The 23,592-nt window shown below is 66.0% G+C and carries 21 protein-coding genes and 3 tRNA genes; 12 read left to right on the top strand and 12 right to left on the bottom strand.

Features of this window, described 5'->3' with window-relative positions; genetic code table 11:
- Positions 1 to 272 precede the first annotated feature (272 nt).
- Positions 273 to 355 (bottom strand) — tRNA-Leu (locus DK926_RS08815).
- A gap of 175 nt (positions 356 to 530) precedes the next feature.
- Here DK926_RS08815 and DK926_RS08810 point away from each other — a divergent pair.
- From DK926_RS08810 to pknB, 7 genes are all read left to right on the top strand, one after another.
- Complete coding sequence (locus DK926_RS08810; protein WP_114330084.1) at positions 531 to 1,826, top strand: DUF3662 and FHA domain-containing protein; 1,296 nt, start codon at positions 531 to 533, stop codon at positions 1,824 to 1,826.
- 154 nt (positions 1,827 to 1,980) lie between these two features.
- Entirely contained in the window at positions 1,981 to 2,445 is a 465-nt protein-coding gene (locus DK926_RS08805; protein ID WP_068429692.1) for an FHA domain-containing protein, read from the top strand.
- Positions 2,442 to 3,899, top strand: coding sequence for a PP2C family serine/threonine-protein phosphatase (locus DK926_RS08800; RefSeq protein WP_114330083.1), 1,458 nt, complete (start codon positions 2,442 to 2,444; stop codon positions 3,897 to 3,899). The genes DK926_RS08805 and DK926_RS08800 overlap by 4 nt, the downstream gene beginning before the upstream one ends.
- Positions 3,896 to 5,353 carry an FtsW/RodA/SpoVE family cell cycle protein gene (locus DK926_RS08795; RefSeq protein WP_068429689.1) on the top strand — a complete coding sequence of 486 codons (1,458 nt, stop codon included), beginning with the start codon at positions 3,896 to 3,898 and terminating at the stop codon, positions 5,351 to 5,353. The genes DK926_RS08800 and DK926_RS08795 overlap by 4 nt, the downstream gene beginning before the upstream one ends.
- A complete protein-coding gene (locus tag DK926_RS08790) occupies positions 5,350 to 6,837 on the top strand; it encodes a penicillin-binding protein 2 (protein ID WP_068429687.1) in 1,488 nt (495 codons plus the stop codon). Before DK926_RS08795 ends, DK926_RS08790 begins: the two co-directional genes overlap by 4 nt.
- Before the next feature lie 4 nt (positions 6,838 to 6,841).
- Entirely contained in the window at positions 6,842 to 8,272 is a 1,431-nt protein-coding gene (locus DK926_RS08785; RefSeq protein ID WP_114330082.1) for a serine/threonine-protein kinase, read from the top strand.
- Positions 8,269 to 10,191, top strand: coding sequence for a Stk1 family PASTA domain-containing Ser/Thr kinase (gene pknB, locus DK926_RS08780; RefSeq protein WP_114330081.1), 1,923 nt, complete (start codon positions 8,269 to 8,271; stop codon positions 10,189 to 10,191). Before DK926_RS08785 ends, pknB begins: the two co-directional genes overlap by 4 nt.
- A gap of 163 nt (positions 10,192 to 10,354) precedes the next feature.
- Here the strand turns inward: pknB and DK926_RS08775 are convergent, their stop codons facing one another.
- Positions 10,355 to 11,011, bottom strand: a complete 657-nt coding sequence (locus DK926_RS08775) for an aminodeoxychorismate/anthranilate synthase component II (protein WP_114330080.1) — start codon at positions 11,009 to 11,011, stop codon at positions 10,355 to 10,357.
- Positions 11,012 to 11,049: 38 nt separating this feature from the next.
- Positions 11,050 to 11,790, bottom strand: coding sequence for a DUF881 domain-containing protein (locus tag DK926_RS08770; RefSeq protein WP_114330079.1), 741 nt, complete (start codon positions 11,788 to 11,790; stop codon positions 11,050 to 11,052).
- Between the two features lie 191 nt (positions 11,791 to 11,981).
- On the opposite strand from DK926_RS08770, the gene crgA reads away from it, so the two are divergent.
- Complete coding sequence (gene crgA / locus DK926_RS08765) at positions 11,982 to 12,245, top strand: cell division protein CrgA (RefSeq protein ID WP_114330078.1); 264 nt, start codon at positions 11,982 to 11,984, stop codon at positions 12,243 to 12,245.
- 45 nt (positions 12,246 to 12,290) lie between these two features.
- Positions 12,291 to 12,773 carry a PH domain-containing protein gene (locus tag DK926_RS08760; RefSeq protein ID WP_207890777.1) on the top strand — a complete coding sequence of 161 codons (483 nt, stop codon included), beginning with the start codon at positions 12,291 to 12,293 and terminating at the stop codon, positions 12,771 to 12,773.
- Here DK926_RS08760 and map read toward each other — a convergent pair.
- Positions 12,770 to 13,537, bottom strand: a complete 768-nt coding sequence (map, locus tag DK926_RS08755; protein ID WP_114330076.1) for a type I methionyl aminopeptidase — start codon at positions 13,535 to 13,537, stop codon at positions 12,770 to 12,772. The genes DK926_RS08760 and map overlap by 4 nt on opposite strands.
- Before the next feature lie 66 nt (positions 13,538 to 13,603).
- Between map and DK926_RS08750 the strand changes: the two genes are divergently transcribed.
- A complete protein-coding gene (locus DK926_RS08750; RefSeq protein WP_068429672.1) occupies positions 13,604 to 13,867 on the top strand; it encodes a helix-turn-helix transcriptional regulator in 264 nt (87 codons plus the stop codon).
- Positions 13,868 to 13,876: 9 nt separating this feature from the next.
- On the opposite strand, the gene DK926_RS08745 is transcribed toward DK926_RS08750, so the two are convergent.
- Positions 13,877 to 14,776, bottom strand: coding sequence for a rhomboid family intramembrane serine protease (locus tag DK926_RS08745; RefSeq protein ID WP_114330075.1), 900 nt, complete (start codon positions 14,774 to 14,776; stop codon positions 13,877 to 13,879).
- A gap of 29 nt (positions 14,777 to 14,805) precedes the next feature.
- The gene (locus DK926_RS08740; RefSeq protein ID WP_068429666.1) at positions 14,806 to 15,333 is read right to left on the bottom strand and encodes a peptidylprolyl isomerase; all 528 of its coding nucleotides are present in this window, start codon (positions 15,331 to 15,333) and stop codon (positions 14,806 to 14,808) included.
- A gap of 78 nt (positions 15,334 to 15,411) precedes the next feature.
- On the opposite strand from DK926_RS08740, the gene DK926_RS08735 reads away from it, so the two are divergent.
- Positions 15,412 to 15,780 carry a hypothetical protein gene (locus tag DK926_RS08735; protein ID WP_125833392.1) on the top strand — a complete coding sequence of 123 codons (369 nt, stop codon included), beginning with the start codon at positions 15,412 to 15,414 and terminating at the stop codon, positions 15,778 to 15,780.
- Between the two features lie 31 nt (positions 15,781 to 15,811).
- Here the strand turns inward: DK926_RS08735 and DK926_RS08730 are convergent, their stop codons facing one another.
- A complete protein-coding gene (locus DK926_RS08730) occupies positions 15,812 to 17,383 on the bottom strand; it encodes an alpha/beta hydrolase (RefSeq protein WP_114330072.1) in 1,572 nt (523 codons plus the stop codon).
- Positions 17,384 to 17,513: 130 nt separating this feature from the next.
- Positions 17,514 to 18,515, bottom strand: coding sequence for a GGDEF domain-containing protein (locus tag DK926_RS08725; protein WP_068429658.1), 1,002 nt, complete (start codon positions 18,513 to 18,515; stop codon positions 17,514 to 17,516).
- A 478-nt stretch (positions 18,516 to 18,993) separates the two neighbouring features.
- Between DK926_RS08725 and DK926_RS26635 the strand changes: the two genes are divergently transcribed.
- The gene (locus tag DK926_RS26635; protein WP_157105391.1) at positions 18,994 to 19,134 is read left to right on the top strand and encodes a hypothetical protein; all 141 of its coding nucleotides are present in this window, start codon (positions 18,994 to 18,996) and stop codon (positions 19,132 to 19,134) included.
- A 93-nt stretch (positions 19,135 to 19,227) separates the two neighbouring features.
- Here DK926_RS26635 and DK926_RS08720 read toward each other — a convergent pair.
- From DK926_RS08720 to gyrA, 4 genes are all read right to left on the bottom strand, one after another.
- Positions 19,228 to 19,300, bottom strand: a tRNA-Ala gene (locus DK926_RS08720).
- Positions 19,301 to 19,492: 192 nt separating this feature from the next.
- Positions 19,493 to 19,566: transfer RNA gene (locus DK926_RS08715), tRNA-Ile, on the bottom strand.
- 111 nt (positions 19,567 to 19,677) lie between these two features.
- Entirely contained in the window at positions 19,678 to 21,006 is a 1,329-nt protein-coding gene (locus tag DK926_RS08710; RefSeq protein WP_243636721.1) for a DUF3566 domain-containing protein, read from the bottom strand.
- A complete protein-coding gene (gyrA, locus tag DK926_RS08705; protein WP_068429654.1) occupies positions 21,006 to 23,555 on the bottom strand; it encodes a DNA gyrase subunit A in 2,550 nt (849 codons plus the stop codon). The genes DK926_RS08710 and gyrA overlap by 1 nt, the downstream gene beginning before the upstream one ends.
- Positions 23,556 to 23,592 lie beyond the last annotated feature (37 nt).

Below are 23,592 nucleotides of genomic sequence, written 5' to 3'. Positions count from 1 at the left end.
AGCGCCCCCCTGCGCTCGAAAATGCATGCGTCGTAACCACCCTCGGCACGGAAACTACTCCCACGGGGGTCCACGCGCACCGAGATCCACGCTCGTGGGCGGGATTTGGGGAAATTACACACCTGTGGTTCCGCCGCGTCGCACAGGCACGTGCGTTCGTGGGAGAAGGCGGAGTTTGCCGGGCTCGCACCGGGGGTATGAACCGGCGGGCTGTGGACAACCCCGGAAATGACAACTGGCCGCAGCGATCGAATCAGCTGCGGCCAGTGTTGTGGGCGGAGGGGGACTTGAACCCCCACGTCCCGAAGGACACTGGCACCTGAAGCCAGCGCGTCTGCCATTCCGCCACCCGCCCGGGCGACGTCGAAAACACTAACACGCACATCCGGCAGCGATGAAATCGCGTCGTTACCAGCCCATCGGCGGCGACGCCCGGCAACCGGCAACGTATATCATGCTTGAACGACGACCTCGAGCCGACACGCGCTCGTCGGTCACAGGAGGATCGAGACCGGGAGGAGAGGTCACCCATGGGCATTGTCCAGCGCTTCGAGCGAAAGTTGCAGGGAGCGGTCGGTGACGTGTTCGCCCGCGTGTTCGGCGGCGGTGTGGTTCCGCAAGAAGTGGAAGCCGCGCTTCAGCAGGAGGCGTCGGATCGAGTCACACAGCTCGAGAGTGGCCATTACCTCGCACCGAACAGCTATGTGATCACCATCAACAGTTCCGATCACGACGAACTGGCTGCCGACCGAGATCTGACGGTGAAGGCATTCTCCCGTCACCTCGGCGATTACATCCGAGATCAGGGCTGGCAGACGTACGGCGACGTGGCAGTCAGATTCGAACCGTCACCCACTCTGCACACCGGACAGTTCCGGGCCAGTGGTTCGGTCGATCCCGATGTGGGACGATCACCGACTGCAACCGCACGACCTCCGCGCCCGTCAGCCCCACCCCAGTCGACATCAGGAGCCGGCCCCATGACGCAGAACCCAGGCTACGACCCCAACCGCGATCCGGCCGACGGCTCTCGCCAGGATCCGCGGAGTCGTGGCGGCTACCCGGCACCCGGGCAGGATCCGCGGTACGCGCAGCAGAACGGCTACGACGCGCAGGGACGCGACCAGGGCTACCGCAACGGCACGCCGTACCCGGGCAACGCGCCTCAGGACGATCGCTACGACCCGCAGTCGTACGACCAGGGCTCCTACGAGCAGGGTTACGACCAGCAGGCGTACGGCCAGCAGGCCTACTCCGACCAGAACTACGCCGACCAGGGCTACGGCCAGCAGGCGTACCCGGAGCAGAACTACGGCCAGCAGGCCTACTCGGACCAGGGTTACGCCGACCAGGGCTACGGCCAGCAGGCGTACTCGGACCAGAACTACGATCAGCAGGCCTACGACGGTCAGCGCTACGACCAGCAGGGACGCCAGGGCTACCAGCAGCAGCCGTCGTACGACTACCCGCCGCAGCCGCAGGGCGGCTACCAGCAGGGCGGCTACCGCTACGACGAGCCCACGTACGGCGACAGCCAGGGCTTGACGGCGACGCTGCAGCTCGAGGACGGCAGCGGCCGCTACTTCCAGCTACGCGACGGCCAGAACATCATCGGCCGCGGCCAGGACGCCCAGTTCCGCCTGCCCGACACCGGCGTGTCCCGTCGCCACGTGGAAATTCGATGGGACGGACGCGTCGCGATGCTGTCGGATCTCGGCTCGACCAACGGCACGACCGTCAACGGCGCCCCGGTACAGGACTGGCAGCTCGCCGACGGCGACGTCATCCGCGCCGGACACTCCGAGATCTTGGTCCGCATCGTTTAAACGGCCCCACCAGTATGGTGATCTCCACACGCAGCTTCACCCTAGGATGCTGCGTGAGATGCCGTGTCCGCACGAAGGGCACGGCCACGGGGGCCGTATTCGGGGCTCGTCTCACCGTGAACGAACAAGATGGTGGCGAAGGAGGTGGACGGCTGTGCAGGGCTTGATTCTGCAGCTGACCCGAGCAGGCTTTCTACTGTTGCTGTGGTTCTTCGTCTGGGCCGTCCTCCGGACCCTTCGTAGCGACATCTACGCAGCGTCCGGCATGCGGATGCCCGCGCGGTACACGGGTGGCTCGAAGGTGCTCCCGTCGTTCTCCAAGCAGAAGGTTGCCAAGAATCTCGTGGTGACGCAGGGCGGTCTCGCCGGAACCCGCATTTCACTCGGTACGCAGCCGGTTCTGATCGGCCGAGCCGACGACTCGACGCTCGTGCTGACCGACGATTACGCGTCGACCCGTCATGCTCGCCTGTCGCCGCGCGGCGGCGACTGGTACGTCGAGGATCTCGGCTCGACCAACGGCACCTACCTGGATCGCGCCAAGGTCACCACCGCCGTCCGCGTTCCGCTGGGCACGCCGGTGCGCGTCGGCAAGACCGTGATCGAGCTGCGCCCGTGACTCTGGTACTCCGCTATGCGGCCCGCAGCGATCGCGGACTGGTCCGTTCGAACAACGAAGATTCCGTCTATGCCGGTGCGCGCCTGTTGGCGCTCGCCGACGGTATGGGCGGCCATGCGGCAGGCGAGGTCGCGTCGCAGTTGATGATCGCCGCGCTGGCGCATCTCGACGACGACGAACCGGGCGACGATCTGCTCGGCAAGCTCGAGGCCGCGACGCGAGAAGGCAACGCGTCCATAGCCGACCAGGTCGAGGACGAGCCAGAGCTCGACGGCATGGGTACGACCCTGACCGCAATTCTGTTCGCGGGCAAGAAGATCGGGCTCGTGCAGATCGGCGACTCCCGTGCCTACATGTTGCGCGAGAAGAAGCTGACGCAGATCACCCGCGACGACACGTTCGTGCAATCGCTCGTCGACGAGGGACGCATCACTCCGGAACAGGCGCACACGCATCCGCAGCGGTCGTTGATCATGCGCGCGTTGACCGGCAACGAAATCGAGCCGACGCTCACCGTGCGCGAGGTCCGAGCCGGGGACCGTTACCTCCTGTGCTCCGACGGCCTGTCCGACGTGGTCAGCGACGAGACCATCGAGAACACGATGAACGAGGGCGACTCCGGTGAATGCGCCGACCGCCTCATCGAACTCGCGCTGCGCAGCGGTGGACCGGACAACGTGACGGTCGTCGTCGCCGACGTCATCGACCTCGACTACGGGCAGAGCCACCCGATCCTCGGCGGCGCTGCCAGCACCGAGGACGAAGAGGACTCCCCTCCCCCCAACACCGCTGCGGGACGCGCCGCGGCGATGCGGCCTCCCCGCGCGACACCCAAGCGGATCACGACGCCCCCACCCGAGCCCGAGAAGAAGTCGCACAAGCTGCGGTGGACTCTCGTCGCGCTCGCCGTCGTCGCGCTGCTCGTGGGCGGCGCGTTCGTCGCCAACACGCTGATCCGAAACAACTACTACGTCGGCGAGGACACGGGCCGCGTCGCCGTGCTGCGCGGCGTGCCCGGATCCATCCTGGGCTACTCGCTGCAGTCCGTACACACCATCGGCTGCCTCGACGCCGAGGGCGCGTTGACGTTGACGGCGCCGGACACCGCGCCGAGCGACTGCGACGCCTTCGAGATCGACGACTTGGCACCGGCTGCGCGCGAACAGGTTCGCGCCGGACTGCCGTCGGGACGGCTCGAGGACGCGAACGGTCAGATGTATCGCCTCGCCGATGGTGATCTGTTGCCTCCGTGCGAGGCGACCACCGCAACGTCGACGCCGACACCCACCCCGAACCAGCCGGTGACGACGCCGGAACCCGGGGCACCTCCCGTGGTTCCGACCACGGATGCTCCGCCGGCGCCGGAGGCACCGCAGCCGCCGGTCACGACCGTCGAACCCACTCCCTCGGTGCCTCAGGTGGCGGGTCAGAACTGCAGGGCCGGTACCGGATGAGTTCCAATCCATCTGTGGGCGCGTCGTTTCCGAGTCCACCGGGAGGATTCGCTCCTGCTCCGGTGCAGTCGAACCGTCGCAACGTGGAGTTGCTGCTTCTCGGTGCCGCGGTCCTGATCACGACGCTGTCGTTGATTCTGGTCGAGGCGAGCCAGGAACAGACCATCACGTGGGACATCGCGAAGTACGGACTCGCCTACCTCGCGTTGGTCTCCGTGGCGCACTTGGCCGTTCGTCGGTTCGCGCCCTACGCGGATCCGTTGTTGCTGCCCATCGTGGCGCTGCTGAACGGACTCGGCCTCGTGTTGATCCATCGACTCGATCTGGCGGATCAACAGACGGCCGCCTATCTGGGACAGGAGATTCCGTCGCCCGACGCGACCCAGCAGGTGCTGTGGACGACGCTGGCGATCGCAGGTTTCATCGCCCTGCTCGTTCTGTTGCGCGACTACCGCACGTTGGCTCGCTACAGCTACACCGTCGGGCTCGCCGGCCTGGTGTTGCTGGCCATCCCCGCGATCCTGCCGTCGGCGTTCTCCGAGGTCAACGGATCGAAGATCTGGATTCGGTTGCCCGGCTTCAGTCTTCAGCCCGGTGAGTTCGCGAAGATCCTGCTGCTGATCTTCTTCGCGTCGCTCCTCGTCGCCAAGCGTGAACTGTTCACCACGGCAGGCAAACACGTCCTCGGCATGGACTTCCCGCGTGCACGCGACCTGGGCCCGATCCTGCTGGTGTGGATCGTGTCGGTCGGCGTTCTCGTGTTCGAGAAGGACCTGGGCACGTCGCTGCTGATCTTCGGCACGGTGCTGGTCATGATCTACATCGCGACCGAACGTGTCGGCTGGTTGATCATCGGCTTCGGGTTGCTCCTCGTCGGATTCCTGTTCGCGTACCAGGTGTTCGGCCACGTCAAGATCCGTACCGACACGTGGCTGCACCCGTTCGACGACTACAACGACACCGGTTATCAGATCGTGCAGTCGATGTTCAGCTTCGCGACCGGTGGCCTCGCGGGCACGGGTCTTGGCAGCGGACGGCCGTCGCAGGTGCCGTTCGCGAAGACCGACTTCATCATCGCCACCGTCGGCGAGGAGCTCGGTCTGATCGGTCTCGCGGCCGTGCTGATCCTGTACCTGGTCTTCATCATCCGTGGCCTGCGAACCGCCCTCGCCGTTCGCGACAGCTTCGGCAAACTGCTGGCCGCGGGCCTGTCGTTCACCATCGCCATACAGCTGTTCGTCGTCGTCGGCGGCGTCACCAAGCTCATCCCGCTGACCGGCCTGACGACGCCGTATCTGTCCTATGGAGGATCGTCTCTGCTCGCCAACTATCTGCTGCTCGCGCTTCTGATCAAGATTTCCGACGCCGCCCGTGAGCCCGCGACGCCGAAGAAGAAGCCGGCTCCGGCCGCGCCGATCGCCGACGCACCGACCGAGATGGTGAAGCGCAAGTGAACACTCCCCTCCGGCGCGTCTCCATCGCCGTCATGGTGATGGTCGTCGCACTTCTCGCGAACGCGACCTATCTGCAGGTCATCAAGGCGGACGATCTGCGCAGCGACCCGCGAAACTCTCGCGTCCTTCTCGACGAGTACTCCCGCCAGCGCGGGCAGATCTCGGCAGGCGGTCAGGTGCTCGCCGCGTCCGTCGCCACCGACGACCGCTACAAGTACCTGCGCACGTACCCGCCGAACCCGCTGTCGACGTCCAGCCCGTTGGCCAACGCTCCGGTCACCGGCTTCTACTCGATGCTGTTCTCGAGCAGCGGACTCGAACGCAGCGAGGACGAGGTGCTCAACGGATCCGACGACCGCCTGTTCGGCCGTCGACTGTTCGATCTGATTTCCGGTCGCGATCCTCGAGGTGGCAACGTCGTCACCACGATCGATCCCGTCGTCCAACAGGTCGCGTACGACCAGCTGACCTCGCGCGGATACACCGGTTCCGTCGTCGCGATCGAGCCGTCGACCGGCAACATCCTCGCGATGGCGTCGACACCCAGTTACGACCCGAACACCCTCGCCAGCCACGACGGCGAGCAGACGACGGCAGCGTGGGACGCGCTCAACGCCGACCCGGACAAGCCGCTGCTCAATCGCGCGATCTCGGCGACGTACCCGCCGGGTTCGACGTTCAAGGTTCTGGTCACCGCTGCGGCACTCGAAGAGGGCGCGACGCCGGACGATCAGCTCACCGCCGCACCGAACATCACGCTGCCCGGTACCGAGACGACCCTCGAGAACTACAACGGCAGCACGTGTGGCGGTGCACCGACCGCGTCGCTGCGGGAAGCGTTCGCCCGGTCGTGCAACACCGCCTTCGTGGAGCTCGGCATCAAGACGGGTGCCGACGCGTTGCGCGACACGGCGTCGGCATTCGGCATCGGTTCCGAGACGACGTCCGTACCGCTGCCCGTCGCAGACAGCACGATCGGTTCGATTCCCGACGACGCCGCCCTGGGCCAGACGAGCATCGGCCAGCGCGACGTGGCGCTGACGCCGTTGCAGGACGCGATCATCGCGGCGACCGTCGCCAACGGCGGAGTCCGCATGGCACCGCACATGGTCGCGCAACTGCAGTCCCCCGACCTGTCGGATCTGGCGACGACGACGCCGCAGTCCGAAGGGCAGGCGATCAGCCCCGAGACTGCTGCGACGCTGACGTCGTTGATGGTCGGCGCCGAGAACAACGCCGGATCCGAAGGCAAGATCCCCGGCGTGCAGATCGCGTCGAAGACCGGAACGGCCGAGCACGGCACCGACCCGAGGAACACGCCTCCGCACGCGTGGTACATCGGGTTCGCACCTGCCGACAACCCCAAGATCGCGATTGCCGTCATTGTCGAGGACGGCGGCGACCGGGCACTCGCCGCGACGGGTGGCTCGGTGGCCGCCCCGGTGGGACGCGCCGTCATCGCGGCCGGATTGCAGGGGAGGTGACGTCATGCCGTTGAGCAACGGTGCACTGATCGCACAGCGCTACCGACTGATCCGACTCATCGCCACGGGTGGCATGGGTCAGGTCTGGGAAGCGATGGACACCAGGCTGGACCGTAAGGTCGCCGTCAAGGTCCTCAAGGCCGAGTTCTCCGAGGATCCGGAATTCCTGCAGCGGTTCCGGTTCGAGGCGCGAACGACCGCCCAGCTCAACCACTCCGGCATCGCAGGCGTCTACGACTACGGCGAGACCAGGGACGAAGCAGGCGAGTCGCTCGCTTACCTCGTCATGGAACTCGTCAACGGAGAACCGCTCAACGCGGTGCTGGGACGCGTCGGCCGACTGCCGCTCGGTCATGCCCTCGACATGCTCGAGCAGACCGGACGCGCGCTGCAGGTCGCGCACTCCACGGGCGTCGTGCACCGCGACGTCAAGCCCGGCAACATCATGATCACGCCGGCAGGGCAGGTGAAGATCACCGACTTCGGTATCGCGAAGGCCGTCGACGCATCACCCGTCACCAAGACCGGCATGGTCATGGGCACGGCCCAGTACATCGCACCCGAGCAGGCTCTCGGCAGCGAAGCGACCGCGGCCAGCGATGTCTATTCGCTCGGTGCCGTCGGCTACGAGGCGTTGTCGGGATCGCGGCCGTTCACCGGCGAAGGCGCCCTGACGGTGGCGATGAAGCACGTCCGCGAGATGCCTGCGCCGCTCCCGACCGACCTTCCGCCGCACGTGCGCGAGCTCATCGAGATCACGATGGCCAAGGATCCCGTCGCGCGCTACTCCAACGGCGGCGAGTTCGCCGACGCCGTGGCCGCCGTCCGCGCGGGCCGTCGCCCACCCGCCCCCGGAAACGGGCGGGGACCGGGAACCGGACGCGTGATGATGCCCGGTGTCGTAGCACCCAGCAGTACGCAGATGATGCCGACGTCGCAGAACCAGTACTCGGGACCGCAGACCGGCGCGGCGGTCACACCGCCGCCGGACGAGAAGTCCGGCATGACGAGTGCGCAGAAGGCGCTCGCGTGGGGCGGTGCCGGGCTGCTCGTTCTCGCGCTGCTGATCGGTGGGTTCGTCCTGTTGAACGGGCGTGACGACACGCCCGCCCCGTTCACGCCGCCGACGTCGACCACCGCACGGCCTACGACCACGACGACCACCGTCGAACCGACGACCGAGCCGCCGACCACACGGCCGACTACCACGACTGCGGAACCGACGACCACCACCCCCGAGCCGACCACCACCACACCCGAACCCACCACGACGACGCAGCCGCCGACGACGACAGCTGCTCCGACGACCACGACGGGTGGCGGCTTCACCTTGCCCAGCTTCACGTTGCCCGGGCTGCCGGGCGCAGGCGACGAGGACAGCCAGGGCGAGGAACCCTCGAACCCCTTCATGCCAGATCGACAAGGACAGCGATGACGACTCCCCGCAATCTCTCATCCCGGTACGAGCTGGGCGAGATTCTCGGCTTCGGTGGCATGTCCGAGGTCCATCTGGCGCGCGACGAACGACTGGATCGCGACGTCGCCATCAAGGTTCTGCGTGCCGATCTCGCGCGTGACCCTACGTTCTACCTGCGATTCCGACGTGAAGCTCAGAACGCAGCAGCACTCAACCACCCGGCCATCGTCGCCGTGTACGACACCGGTGAGGCCGAAACCGAAGCCGGTCCGCTGCCGTTCATCGTCATGGAGTACGTGGACGGGCACACCCTGCGCGACATCGTGCGCGCGGAAGGCCCGATGGCACCGCGTCGTGCGATGGAAGTGATCGCCGACGTCTGTGCCGCGCTCGACTTCAGCCATCGCAACGGCATCGTGCACCGCGACGTCAAACCCGCGAACGTGATGATCAACAACGCGGGCGCGGTCAAGGTGATGGACTTCGGCATCGCCCGAGCCATCGCCGACAGCTCGAGCCCGATGACGCAGACCGCCGCGGTGATCGGCACGGCACAGTATCTGTCGCCCGAGCAGGCCAGAGGCGAGCAGGTCGACGCGCGTTCCGACGTCTACTCCCTCGGCTGCGTCCTGTACGAGGTGCTCACCGGCGAGCCGCCGTTCAAGGGTGACTCACCCGTCGCCGTCGCGTACCAGCACGTCCGCGAGGATCCGCAGCTGCCGTCGCGCGTCAACCCGTCGGTGCCGCGCGAGCTGGACTCCATCATCTTGAAGGCGATGGCGAAGAACCCGGCGAACCGGTATCAGACCGCCGCCGAGATGCGGACCGACCTCGTCCGTGTTCTCGGTGGGCAGCGGCCGAGCGCGCCCACGGTCATGAACGACGAGGACCGCACGACGATCCTCGGCTCGATGGATTCGCGTTCGTCGCACAGCTCCGAATCGCGGGCCGTGTCGACGTCCGGGGGACGGCACTCCGACGGCCGTGACGATCAGCCGAAGCGACGCGGACTCCGTATCGCATTGTTCACCCTCGCCGCAGTCGTCGTCATCGGCATCGTCGGCGCGTTCCTGTGGTCGCTCGGTCCCGGATCGAGTCCGGACCGCGTGTCCATTCCCGACGTCACCAACCTGTCCTCGTCCGACGCCGAATCGCGGCTGCTCGAGGCGGATCTGCGCGTCGCCATCCAGGAGAAGGCCGACGCGACCGTTCCCGCAGGCAACGTCATCACGACGCGGCCGGGCGCCGGCTCCCAGGTCGACTCGAAGAGCACCGTCAACCTCGAAGTGTCGACGGGCCCGGAGCAGGTGCAGGTACCGCAGCTGAACGGCAAGACGCAACAGCAAGCCGCACAGGCCCTGTCCGCGCTCGGGCTCGAACTCGACGGAAACGTCGGGCGAGCAACGTCGACGCCGGAGAACCTGGACAAGGTCGTCGACCAGAACCCGTCGTCCGGTGTGAGTATCACGGTCGGTTCCGCGGTTCGAGTGACGCTCGGAAGCGGGCCGGCTCAGGTTCGCGTGCCCGACGTCGTCGGACAACAGCTCGAGGTGGCACAGCCGAACATCGAAGGCGCCGGATTCAAGGTGCAGGTCGAGAACATCGACTCTAGTCAGCCCGCCGGGCAGGTCGTGTCGACGTCGCCCACGGGTGGATCGAATGCCACGGACGGCGACACGATCACCCTGCGCGTGTCCAACGGCGACAAGATCCCGATGCCGGACCTACTCGGACTGACGCCGTCGCAGGCACGGGATGCGCTCGAGGCCGCCGGATGGACGGGTACCAGCTCGAGCATCACCTCGACGAACCAGAGCACGCTCGACCCGACGCTCGTCGGCAAGGTCGTCAATCAGGCCGAGCCCGCCGGGTCGGAGATCACGAAGCAGCAAAGCCTGAGCATCAGCGTCGGCACTCTCGGAATTCCGCCGCGATAGTGCGCTTCGCGGCCTCGATGGGTCGTTCCTGCAGGCTCCACTCCCGGCTTCGCCGCCTCGATGGGTCGTTCCTGCAGGCTCCACTCCCGGCTTCGCCGCCTCGATGGGTCGTTCCTGCAGGCTCCACTCCCGGCCGTGCGCGAATAGTTGGAACCTGGGCCAACTAAGCACGCACGGGTGGCGCAGCCGCACTCGCGACCTGCGCCTCGAGCTCACGCACCAGACCGTCGTCCAGCTCCATGCCGCACACCGCGAGCCAGTTCGCCAGCATCCGGTGACCGCCCTCGGTGAGGATCGACTCGGGGTGGAACTGGACACCGTGTATCGGCAGCTCGCGGTGACGCATCGCCATGACCAACCCTGTATCGGTGCGGCCGGTGACTTCGAGAACGTCGGGAACGGTGTCGGCCAGAACCGTCAGCGAGTGATACCGCGTCGCGGTGAACGGTTCCTCCAGGCCGGCCAGCACGCCTTCGCCCGAATGATGAACCTTGCTGGTCTTGCCGTGCAGCAACTCGGGTGCACGGTCGACGGTACCGCCGAATGCAGCACCGATCGCCTGGTGGCCGAGGCACACCCCGAGCAGAGGCGTGCGTGCTTTCGCCGCAGCTTCGACCAGGTCCATCGTCGCGCCCGCTCGCTGCGGCGTACCCGGTCCCGGGCTCAGCAGAATGCCGTCGAACTCCTCGGCGACGGCGTCGCGGTCGGCGAGCCGGTCGTCGTCGTTGCGCCACACCGTCGCGTCGACCCCCAGCTGCCCGAGGTACTGCACGAGGTTGAAGACGAAGCTGTCGTAGTTGTCGACGACCAGGATGCGCATAGGGCAAGGATAGGCGAGCCGCTCGGCACGAGCCGACGTCACCTCACAGGCTGAGCGAACCGCGTCCGGACGACACCCGTGTAGCCCGGCACCGAGAGCTCGTCCGCCGATCTCGCCTCGTATCCGAGCCCGTACCGCTGCGCGTACTGCTGGTACACGCGGACGCCCCGGTCGTTGTCGAGGGCCGCCGTCAGTCTTCGAGGATCGCCGAGGGCGGTGACGACGTACGGCGGACTGTAGGTGCGGCCACCGAGCAACAGCGTGTTCCCGATGCATCTGGGTGCGATCTCGCTGACGATCCGTTGGTCCTGCATCGCGATCGCCGACGCGCCCCCGGTCCACAGCGCGTTCAATACGCTCTGAACGTCCTGTTGATGAACGACGAGGTCGTCAGGTCTCGCGTCGGTCGCGTAACGGCCGTCGGCGCCGCGCGACGCGTCGGTCAGCGTGACGACGACGCCCGCGCCCGACTCGGGGTGCAAGCCCAGCGCGTCGGACTGCGCGAGGGCGTCGCCCACCTCGGCGTCTCGTGAACCGGCCGAACTCTGCAACTCCTCGAGCCGACGCGTCAGCTCGGCGCGGGCGGCCTCGGCTTCGTCGGTGCTGCTCTGCGCGCCCCGTACGAGGTCCGACACCCGGGTCGTGTCCGACCTGCGGATTTCGTCACCCGCGGAGATCTGCCTGGTCGTCGCGAGCAGGATTCCGGTCACGACGCACACGACGACCACCATGATCTGCCAGACGCGGTCCGTCGGACGCTGTCGGTGATGGTCGGTCATGTCGAAAGTCCGGTGCTCTCCCCAGAGAAAGTCCTGCGCTAGCGTGTACTGGACGAGTATCGCCACGTGCGACGCTCTCTTCGCAAGCAGACGCTACCCGCTCGCGCGCACAGGCGTTGTCCACAGTCTGTCCCATGGTTGTCCACAGGCGAGACGACGTCAGCGAGCAACGACGACGAAGGGGTTCACCCGTGCCCAAATCGAAGGTTCGCAAGAAGAAGGACTACACGGTCGCCCCGGCGACCCACACGCCCGGCTCCGTGAAAGCGGGCCCGTCCAGCACCCTCTACGTGTCGGTGATGCTCGGATTGATGCTGGTAGGGCTTCTGTGGCTGCTCGTCTACTACCTCGCTGCCGAGAACCTTCCGTGGATGGACGCACTCGGTGCGTGGAACTTCCTGATCGGTTTCGGATTCATGGTCGTCGGGCTCGTCATGACCATGCGGTGGCGATGACGGCGGGACGCTCCCGCCTAGTTACACACATGTCATTCACTAACAATGTGGATAATTACTGTGGATAAGTCGTCGAACCATCCACAGGATGTGCACAACTTGTCCTGGGCGACGCCGATGGCGGCAGTGATCGCACTCGCGGTCGGCGGATTCGTGCTGGTCATCGTCGCGTTCGTCACAGATGTCGATCCTGCCGGTCGATTTCTCGTGTCGGCTGCGGCCCTCGGCCTGTGGATAATCGCCGGATTGGCAGCGTTCCAGCGGCCGCGGCTGTGGATAGACGGTGGATCGTTGGCGATGAAGCGTCTGTCGGGGGTGCACACCTACCGAGCCGACGAGGTCAGCCGGATCAAGCTCGTCCGCTACCCACGCCTGGGTCGACGCATCCCGATGCTCGAGCTCGATCTCCGCCGAGCCGGCGAGGACGACGACCGGCTCGTCATCCTCGGTCGTTGGGACCTCGGCGCCGATCCACGGGACGTGTACGACGCACTCGAGCAAAACGGGTTCGTGCCACCGCATCGTTAGATGCGGGTGAGCACTTCCACGCCGTCGTCGGTGATGGCGATCGTGTGCTCGCTGTGTGCGGTCCGGCACCCGGTCGCGCTACGCAGAGTCCAGCCGTCGTCGTCGGTGACCAGTTCGTCGGTGTCCACCATGACCCACGGCTCCAGCGCGAGAAGAAGTCCCGGTCGGAGCGTGTATCCACGACCGGGGCGTCCGGTGTTCGACACGTGCGGATCCTGATGCATCGTCGACCCGATGCCGTGACCACCGAATTCGGTGTTGACCGAGTATCCCGCGTCGTGAAGCACGGTTCCGATGGCATGCGAGACGTCTCCCATGCGCGCCCCCGGCCCCGCGGCCGCGATACCTGCGGCGAGTGCGCGTTCGGTCGCGTCGATCAGCGCGACGCTCTCCGCAGGTCGCGCGTCGCCCACGATGAAACTGATCGCGGAATCGGCAGCGAGACCGCCGGTGATCACGGCCAGATCGAGGGACAGCAGATCGCCGTCGGCAAGCGTGTAGTCGTGCGGCTTGCCGTGCAGCACAGCGTCGTTCACCCCGGTGCAGATGTAGTGCCCGAACGGTCCGCGGCCGAACGACGGCGCATAGTCGACGTAGCAGGACTCGGCGCCCGCGCCCAGAATCATCTCTTTCGTCCACCGGTCGATGTCCAGCAGGTTGGTTCCGACGGTGGCCCGTTGCTTCATCGTCTGCAGGATCTCGGCGACGAACGCGCCTGCCTTCCTCGCCTGCGGCAGCTGGCTGGGACTCAGAATCTCGATCATGGGGCGCCTTCCTCGTGAAACCAATAACTATCCCGGTCATATTATCCCGGTATTAGTATTGGCGACATGGTCAGGTTGCCACTCACACCCGTGGAGGTCGAGCGAGGTCAGCGTCTCGGCTCCCTCCTGCGTCGAGCTCGAGGCTCTCGTTCGATGCTCGAGACCGCCCTCGATGCAGGGGTGTCACCGGAAACTCTGAGGAAGATCGAATCGGGCCGGGTCGCGACGCCCGCGTTCCCGACCATCGCGGCCATCGCCGACGTCCTCGGCCTGTCGCTCGACGAGGTGTGGACGGAGATCAACGCTCCCGCGGCGCGCGAAGCGTCGTAGACGTCGGTTCTAGATACCCATCTGGGCACGGATGTCGAGGATGCGCACCGCGATGATCGCCAGCGCGACGACCGCAACCGCGGCAACTCCCGCCCACGCCACCTTCGGCGACCGCGTGCGGCTCGGCAGAAACACGACGGCTGCGGTAGCGGCGGCTCCTGCCACGAGCCCGCCCATGTGTCCCCACAGCGAGATCCCCGGGATCGAGATGCTGATGACGATGTTGAGACCGATGATGACCAGAACCGGCGTCGGGCTGCGCTTCAGCCGCAGCAGCACGACGGCCTGAGCACCCAGAAGACCGAAGATCGCACCCGACGCACCCACCGTGACGGCGCCGGGCGACTCGAGGACCAGTACCGACGCGCTGCCGCCGAGCAGCGACACGACGTACACCGCGACGTAGCGGGCCTTACCGAGGATCGCTTCGAGATCGCGACCGATGATGTACAGCGCGAACATGTTCACGAGCAGGTGGATGGGCCCGTAGTGCAGGAATCCGCTACCGATGACGCGCTGGACGTCGCCGGTGGCGACCAGAGGCGCGTACAGGGCCCACTGCTGGAAAAGCGCGGACCCGCGAGTGTTCTCCATCAACGAGCCGGACTGTGCGGCGGTGACCGCGAAGGCCAGCACGTTGAGGCCCATGATGATGTACGTGACCAGGCCGTACCTGGACGACGCAGGCGCGCCGACGACGGTACGCACCGGCGCGGCCGACCGGTTGGCGGCCTGAATGCAGTCGACACAGTGCTGACCGACCGCTGCCGGGCGCAGGCAGTCCGGGCAGGCGGGTCTGCCACAACGCGAGCAGGCAAGACCCGTGGGTCGATCGGGATGCCGAACGCACCTCGACTGAGGTGGGGTGGGCTGATCGCCGGGCGCGCCACCCCAGCCGGGGTTCGTCATGTATCGAGTTCCTTCTGTGGGAGAAACCGTCAGGAAATCGTGATGCTGTTGATCTTGACCTCGTCCACCGGGCGGTCGCCGCGGCCGACAGCGGTACCGGAGATCTCGTCGACGACCTTCTTCGACGCCTCGTCGGTGACCTCGCCGAAGATGGTGTGGCGACGGTTCAGGTGGGGCGTCTTCACCGTGGTGATGAAGAACTGCGAGCCGTTGGTGCCCGGGCCCGCGTTGGCCATGGCCAGCAGGTAGGGGCGGTCGAACGACAGTTCCGGGTGGAACTCGTCGCCGAACTTGTAGCCCGGTCCGCCGGTTCCGGTGCCCGTCGGGTCACCGCCCTGGATCATGAAGTTGTCGATGACGCGGTGGAAGATCGCGCCGTCGTAGAACGGGCCGGAGTTTCCGCCGGACGCGTTGGTGGTCGTGTACTCCTTCGAGCCGTCGGCGAGGCCGACGAAGTTCTCGACCGTCTTCGGCGCGTGATTGCCGAACAGTTCGATGACGATGTCGCCGCGGTTGGTGTGCAGCGTTGCCGTGGATGTCTTGTTTGGTGAAGTCACACCACCATCGTGCCATTGTCGCCGCTCCTCGTGGCCGGGTGCCGGGGCACGACTGCCTCTATATGGAACAGTGGTGTCATGACCAGCACATCGAAGGTTCGCGACGTCGCCGTCGGCACGGGTGGCAATTTGCTGCATGCTGCGAGGATCGCCAGCACCGGACCTGCCGGTATCGGTGCCGCAGTCGCTACGCGGGGCTACTCGCTCGCCCGCACCGAGCTCGCGCGTCGGAAGAAGGCGAAGAAGCAGAAGGCACGGTCGACGGCGGGTGTGTCCCGACGGACTCGCCGGCTGGTCGTCTTCGGAACCTTGTTCGGTGCTGCAGCAGGTGCAGCCTTTCTCGCCACCAAGCGTCGACGGACGGTCCAGCGTCCGGCCGACGCGCCGCCCAGCCTGTCCGACTACGCCGACGACACCCCACGCATCGTCGAGACACCACAGGTCTGAACGGGTCATTCCTGGGGCTTCACTCCCGGCTCTAGTCCAGTCCTGCAACGACCCGAGCAATCGCCTGCTGCGATGTCGTGCCGTCGGTGAAGTAGTCGCTGTGCCCGTCCGATGCTCGCAGGTCGCCTGCTGCCGTGGTGGGCAACTCCTCGACGCCTGCGAGTTCGCTCGGATCGGCACCGAACACACCGAGATCGACGACGACGTCGCCGGCCGCCTCGCCGACGTGGAGGTGCCCGGGCGGGATCGACAGTTCGTGCACGGTCCCGACGCCGAGGCCCGGCGAGCCCACCGAGACGAACTCGTCGACACCGGTCGCCGACGCGTCGCGCACCGCATGTGCCGCGGTCAGCGAGCCGTACGAGTGTCCGAGCAGCGACAGGTGCGGGTCGCTGCGTCTCGACGCGTCGAGGCCGTCGAGGAACGTGCTGAGCCTGGCACCACCGGCGACGGCAGCGCCCGCGCCGACGACGGAACGGTTCGGGTCGAACAGACTCCAGCCGGTGTGTGGCGTCGAGTAATTCATCCACGTCACCACCGCGGCCGTGTCGTTCGACGGAAGCTGTTGTCGCACAGCTCTTTCGAGCGCATCCATGTCGCCGTCGTACCGAATCAGGTCGCTCTGCACGTCGGAGTTCATTCCCGGGACGAACACCGCTACATGGGTTGCCGTGTCGACATCACCCACCGCGACAGCGGCCAATGTGTCGTCGGCGGAGTGATTGTCGAGCACCAGCAGTTGCCTGTTTCCCTTCGCAAGAGTGGTCGCGACGGCGTCCAACGCGGCCAGCCTTTTCTCGGTCTGCGCGAGCCCTGCGTCGGCGTTGCTGAATGCTCCTCCGAACTTGTTGCCTTGCAATTCTTTACGTAGTTCCTCGACGACTTCCGCGAGCCGTGTTCGCTCCTGGGCCAGCACGCGACGGTTCGCCGCGTCGCGAACGTGGGCCGGAATGCCGTCGAGATTGCCCAGCAGTTCCGGTCGACGCACCAGGAATTCGGTCCGTTCGGCCTGAGTCGCCGCGTCCCAGAAAGCCGCGTTCGCCGCCGGCGTTCCTGGCACCGGAGGGTCCACTGTGGCCTGCCGCGTCCGATCCTCGCCGTTCTCGCACCGGTTCAACGACGCTGCGGTACGTCCGTCCAGTTCCTCTGCCCGAGCGAGCAATGCGGCGGCTCGTTCCTCGAGCTCCCGCCGAATCCGCATTCGGTCGCGGGCGATACCCCAGGCATCAGCGGCAGCACTCGTGTACGCCGGGAGGCCGTCGACCACGGTGCCGTCGGAACCGATGGACATCGACGTGCCGTCCGCGTCGGCTGCGCACTCACGAACCGCATGCGTCAGCGGATACATCGCGATGGCCATCTCGTCCAGGCACCGACCGACGGCGCTCAGCACTCGGGCACGTTCTCCGACATCGCTTTCGAGGCCGTTCATCGCCGCACGGGCAGCATCTGCGGCCGGACCGTGCCAGTCGAGCTGTTTCAGTAAGCCCGCCAGATCCACACTTCGGTCGTCCATTGATTTCGACGAGTCACGGATGCGCCGGGCGAGGACGCCGACCTCCGACGGATTCCAGTTTCGAACATCCCCCCACGCCAACGACATGCCGCCCCCGCTCGATCGCCCACCTCGCACGTCGACGAATGTGCCGACGCATCAGGACAATTGAACCGCGAGCCGCGACCGCGACGGAGAATTCATCCACAGACTGTGGATGAATTCTGTGGAGCAAGCGTCAGCGCGCTATTCTCCACTCCGAATCGTCGGAGCCCGGCGTATCGGTCCGTGACGCCTTCTGTGCCCGCGATGGGCGAGCGCGCTTGGCGCGGTAGAGATCGGCGTCGGCCGCACGATAGACGTCCACCCAGCGTCGCGTCGCAGGCATGCACACCAGTCCCACGCTCCACTCGGCGCGATGTGCCCGTCGTAGGCGGTCGATGATCTGCCACGCCTCGGCCTCGAGAACGCCAGGCATGAACAACACGAACTCGTCTCCCCCGAGCCGTCCCAACACGTCGCGACGACCGATCTCCGCCTTCCATGCTTTCGACACCCTGGACAGCAAGACGTCGCCGGCGATATGGCCGTACTCGTCGTTGATCTGTTTGAAGTTGTCCAGATCCAGAACGGCGACGCTGACGGACAATCCGCGACTTGCACACGCGGGCAGCATCTTCTCGACCTTGGACTCGAACCCGAAGCGGTTGAGGAGACCGGTGAGCGTGTCGTGTGTCGCCGAGAAGCGCATACGACGCGCGAACGCGCCGAAAACTTCTGTAGCCCCGACGATTCCGAGTGCCACGAGGACGTAGACGACGAACGACGAGTCGAACGGACTGGCCGCGGCGCCGACGACGGCCGAGACGGCGAGGACCGCGACCCAACCACCGGCGTTGCGCTCCGACCAGAACGCACCGATGTGCATACCCAGGAAGATCGCGGCCTGGACGCAGATCAGGAAAGCAGGAAGCGTCACCACCGCGGAGAAGGACACCGCCAGCGCGACGATCGCGAGTGACGTCACGATGCCGATGATTCGCTTGGGGCTCGGCGGCCTCGACCGAACGAGAACGACGGCTGCGGCCGACCCGCACAGCACGGACACCACGACCGCGGTGCGTCCCCACACGCCCAACATCGACCACGACGCGCTTCCGGCTGCCGCGTACAGAAGGGTCGACCCGACCACGAACACGAACAGCGTGACTCCGGCCTCGTCGAATCTGGGCCTGGTCACGCGTGACGCAATCGTGCCGCGGATTCCCCGGTACCGAGGCGGACAGCCGATGCGAGCAGAATTCGACCCGGCACGGCCCACCTCCCCATGAACACCACGCACTACCGACGTCGTGCGGGACTGTAACACCTTCCGCCGACTTTTCGGATGGGTAACCGACGGATCGGCCGATGGCACGCGTCCTGGCGTGACGATCGGCCGAACGACGTCGTCGTGGATACCGGGAGTCCGTACGTGAATGCACCCCCCTGCGGCGCATTCACGTCGGACGATTGCCGGTACTTACCGAAGAGTAGGGCCCAGACGGTGTGCAGGCACGCTACACAGCCGAAGACTGGGCATTTCGACACACCCGCCTACCCGCGTCTTGGCATCTCTCACAGTCCAGGAAAGACCGGCGCAGATGATGGCAGTTTTTCGACGTACATTGTCATCACTGCCACTGTTCGCCCGTTTTCGCAGCACAGACACTCTAGGCATGACAACTTTCATCGCCCTCGTGATCGTCATGGTCTTCCTTCACGTCGTCACGACGACGTACATCCGACACGGACGGTCGCAGTCCGTCCGTGACCTCTGGGACAGCCCGTACCGCTACAACTGGTTCCGGGAGAGCTGACGGATCAGGCGCTACGTGCCACCACACAGTAAGGACGTTGCACAGACACGAAAAAGGCGTCCGATCCGTGCGGATCGAACGCCTTCTTCTTTGTGGAGCCTAGGAGATTCGAACTCCTGACATCTGCCTTGCAAAGGCAGCGCTCTACCAACTGAGCTAAGGCCCCGGGTCGTGCCGGACAAGCGAACAACAGCTTACACGCTTGCAACCAACGGACGTCAGGCGGCTGTAACTTCGTGCCAGACACCGTCTCCCGCACGCTGTGCGCGTACCTTCGACACTGTCACGATCGCTGCTACTGCCGCGCCGACGAGAACGAGAATCTTCACAGAATCTCACCTCTTCGTCTCGCTCGGTGTGGGCCTAGGAGGACTTGAACCTCCGACCTCTTCCTTATCAGGGAAGCGCTCTAACCGCCTGAGCTATAGGCCCGTGTACCTCGGTGACCGGAATGATTTCTCTTTCCGAACCGAGGAGAGAGATTACCGTATCGAACCGCCGTACTCCAAAACGGCCCGATACGGTGCCTCTCACCTGCGCATTTTAGTCCCGGTCGGCCAGTGTCACTTCGACACCGCCCACCAAGTCGGACGACAGGTTGTAGATGAACGCCCCGATCGTCGTCAGCGCCGTGAACAGGATGACGTTGATCACACCGATCACCGCTGCATACCCGAACACCTGTCCGGCGCTGACGAGTCCGCCGCCACCGGATTCGTTGACGATCTCGGTGAAGGCACTGTTCAACCTGTCCCAGACGCCCATGCCGTCGAGAACCGCGTACAGCAGCCCGACCGCGACCATCCAGACGAAGAACAACGACACCGCGATCACGAGCGAGATCTTCAGCGTCGACCAGGGATCGATCTTGCGCAGCTGAACCGTCGCACGCAGCGACTCACCCTCGGGTCGTGCGGCGACGAGGGCAGGCGCTGCGACGGCAGACTGCTTCTCGGAGCCGGACTCCGGGTGGCGAACCGCGGACAGATCCGGCATGTCCTTGGCCAGATCCTTGCGCTCGATGTGACGAGTCGGACCGTCGATGACCGCTGCCTTCGACTTCGCGGCCTCACGGCGCTGTGTCTTGGCGTCGGCGTCCTCGGCGACCGCCGGGTAGGCGGCCGTCCGATCCGCTGCGGCCGCGGAGACCTGCCCGCCGGTGGGCAACGATCCACCACGGTTCGACAGGTTGGTCTGCGGCGTGCTCTGCGGTGCGGACGCATCGGCCGGCTCCTGACGCTGCGTGCGCTGCCACGGCGGAGACTGCACAGCACCGTTGGTCGGCACCTGCTGGGTCTCGTTCGCCCGCAGAGGGTCACGGGGACGACTCTGTTCCGGCGTGGGTGCCGACGCGGAAGGCGACTGCGGGGCGCGCTTCTCGGGCTGACCGACCGCCGGAGCAGCCTCGGTCGGCGGCTGCTTGTCCGCTGACGGACGGGACGCCGGTGCCTGCTGCGGTGCCGGTGCCTGCTGGGGTGCCTTGGGCGCGGTAGCGCCCTGCTGCGGGCCGGGCTGAGCCGCGGGGTGAGCCTGGGTTGCAGGCTGTTCCCGCGTCTGCGGAGTCCTGTCCGACGTCTGTTGCGGCGCCGGGCGAGCGGCCTGCGGGGGCTGCTGGGGACGCTGAGCGGCCGGACCCTGCGCAGGCTGCGGCCCCCGAGGAGGCTGACCCTGCGGGCCGGGACGTCCACCCTGCACCGGCTGTTGGCCCTGCGGAGGTTGTTGCCCTTGCGGAGGCCTCGGTTGCGGCCGAGCACCACCCTGCGGCGGCCCAGCGGGCCGCGATGCCGGTTGCGGCCTCACAGGCTGAGCTTGCTGTTCGGCTCGATCACTCTGCGGACCGGGCGTGCTGCCTGGCCTGTTGGGAGTGCTCACTACGACTCCTTCGATGCATCATCTTCGGTGCTCGTGGTACCCGGCTCGGGCTCGTCTGCTTCGTCTGCGTTGCGGGCGATAGCGAGCAGTGTGTCGCCTTCACCGAGATTCATCAACCGAACGCCCTTCGTCTGCCGGCCCGCCTTGCGTACCTGCTTCGCGGCGGTACGAATGACACCGCCACTCGAGGTGATGGCGTACAGCTCGTCGTCGTCGTCGACGATGAGCGCTCCCACCAGGGTGCCACGCTTCGGGTCGTACTGGATCGTGAGCACACCCTTGCCGCCACGACCCTGAGCCGGGTAGTCCTCCATCGCGGTGCGCTTGGAGTAACCGCCGGACGTCGCGACGAGAAGGTACTTGCCCTCACGGACGACGTTCAGAGACAGCAGCTGGTCGTCACCGTTGAAACGCATGCCCTGGACGCCGGATGTCGCACGACCCATCGGACGCAGAACTTCGTCGGTCGCCGAGAAGCGGATCGACTGCCCCTGTCCGGAGACGAGCAACAGATCGTCGTCGGACGACGCCAACACGGCGCCGACCAGCTCGTCCTCGCCGCGGAGGTTGACGGCGACGATGCCGCCGCTGCGGTTGGAGTCGAAGTCGGTGAGCTTGGACTTCTTCACCAGACCACCCTTGGTGGCCAGCACCAGGTAGGGCGCGTCCTCGTACGTCTTGATCTGGATGACCTGGGCGATACGCTCGTCGGGCTGGAAGGCCAACAGGTTCGCGACGTGCTGACCGCGTGCGGTGCGGTTGGCCTCGGGCAGCTCGTATGCCTTCGCGCGATAGACGCGGCCCTTCGTGGTGAAGAACAGAATCCAGTCGTGCGTCGAGCACACGAAGAACTTGCTGACGATGTCGTCCTGCTTGAGACCGGCGCCCTGGACCCCCTTGCCGCCGCGCTTCTGCGAGCGGTACAGATCGGTCTTGGTGCGCTTGGCGTACCCGGTCTCGGTGATGGTGACGACGACGTTCTCGCGAGCGATCAAATCCTCGTCGCTGACGTCTCCGTCGTTGGCGATGATGCGGGTACGACGGTCGTCGCCGTACTTCTCCACGATCTCGGCGAGCTCGTCGCGCACGATCTGACGCTGGCGCTCGGGCTTGGCGAGGATGTCCTGCAGGTCCGCGATCTCACGCTCGATCTCGGCCAACTCGTCGATGATCTTCTGACGCTCGAGGGCTGCGAGACGACGCAGCTGCATCGCGAGGATGGCGTCGGCCTGGATGGTGTCGACGTCGAGCAGCTCGATCAAGCCGGTCCGTGCCGCGTCCACGTCGGGCGAGCGACGGATCAGGGCGATGACCTCGTCCAGCGCGTCGAGAGCCTTGACCAGACCGCGCAGGATGTGGGCCCGCTCCTCGGCCTTGCGCAGGCGGTAGCGCGTGCGCCGAATGATGACGTCGAGCTGATGAGCCACGTAGTAGCGGATCATCTGATCGAGACGCAGCGTGCGCGGAACACCGTCGACGATCGACAGCATGTTCGCGCCGAAGCTCGTCTGCAGCTGCGAATGCTTGTACAGGTTGTTCAGCACGACCTTGGCGACGGCGTCACGCTTGATGGTGACGACGATGCGCATGCCGACGCGGTCGGAGGACTCGTCGTCGATCTTCGAGATGCCGGCGAGCTTTCCGTCGCGGACCTGCTCGGCGATCGAGGTGATCAGGTTGTCCGGGTTGACCTGGTACGGCAACTCGGTGATGACGATCGTGGTGCGGCCGTTCGAGTCCTCTTCGATCTCGACGACGCCGCGCATGCGGATCGAGCCGCGGCCGGTCGAGTACGCGTCCTGGATGCCCTGGTTGCCGACGATGAGACCGTGCGTCGGGAAATCCGGGCCCTTGACGCGTTCCATGCACGCGGCGAGCGTGGCTTCCTCGTCGGCCTCGTGGTTGTCGAGGGCCCAGAACACGGCCTCGCCGAGTTCGCGCAGGTTGTGCGGAGGAATGTTGGTGGCCATACCGACGGCGATGCCGTTGGAGCCGTTCATCAACAGGTTCGGCACACGCGACGGAAGTACCGTCGGCTCCTGGGTCTTGCCGTCGTAGTTGGGGATGAAGTCGACGGTTTCCTCGTCGATGTCGCGCAGCATCTCCATCGCGAGCGGAGTCAGACGGGCCTCGGTGTATCGCATGGCGGCGGGTCCGTCGTTGCCGCGCGATCCGAAGTTGCCCTGACCGTCGACGAGCGGGTACCGCATCGACCACGGCTGCGCGAGACGCACGAGCGCGTCGTAGATCGAGGTGTCACCGTGCGGGTGGTAGTTACCCATCGTTTCGGCAACGGGCCGAGCGGATTTCACGTAGCTACGGTCGGGGCGGAAGCCCGAGTCGTACATCGCGTAGAGGACGCGGCGGTGCACCGGCTTGAGGCCGTCGCGCACCTCGGGCAGCGCGCGGCCGACGATGACGCTCATCGCGTAGTCGATGTAACTACGCTGCATCTCCTGCTGAATGTCGACCGGATCGATCCGGTCTCCGCCCTCGGCGTTCGTCGTCTGTCCGGGAGGCCCGACAGGAGGCTCGGTGGTATCCGACATCAAATTCTCCTTGATTCAAAGATAGTGCGTGGCAACA

Origin of the sequence: Rhodococcus sp. Eu-32 (assembly GCF_003336925.1) — a bacterium.
GTDB lineage: Bacteria > Actinomycetota > Actinomycetes > Mycobacteriales > Mycobacteriaceae > Rhodococcoides > Rhodococcoides kyotonensis_B.
This window is presented reverse-complemented; position numbering and strand designations above follow the sequence as displayed.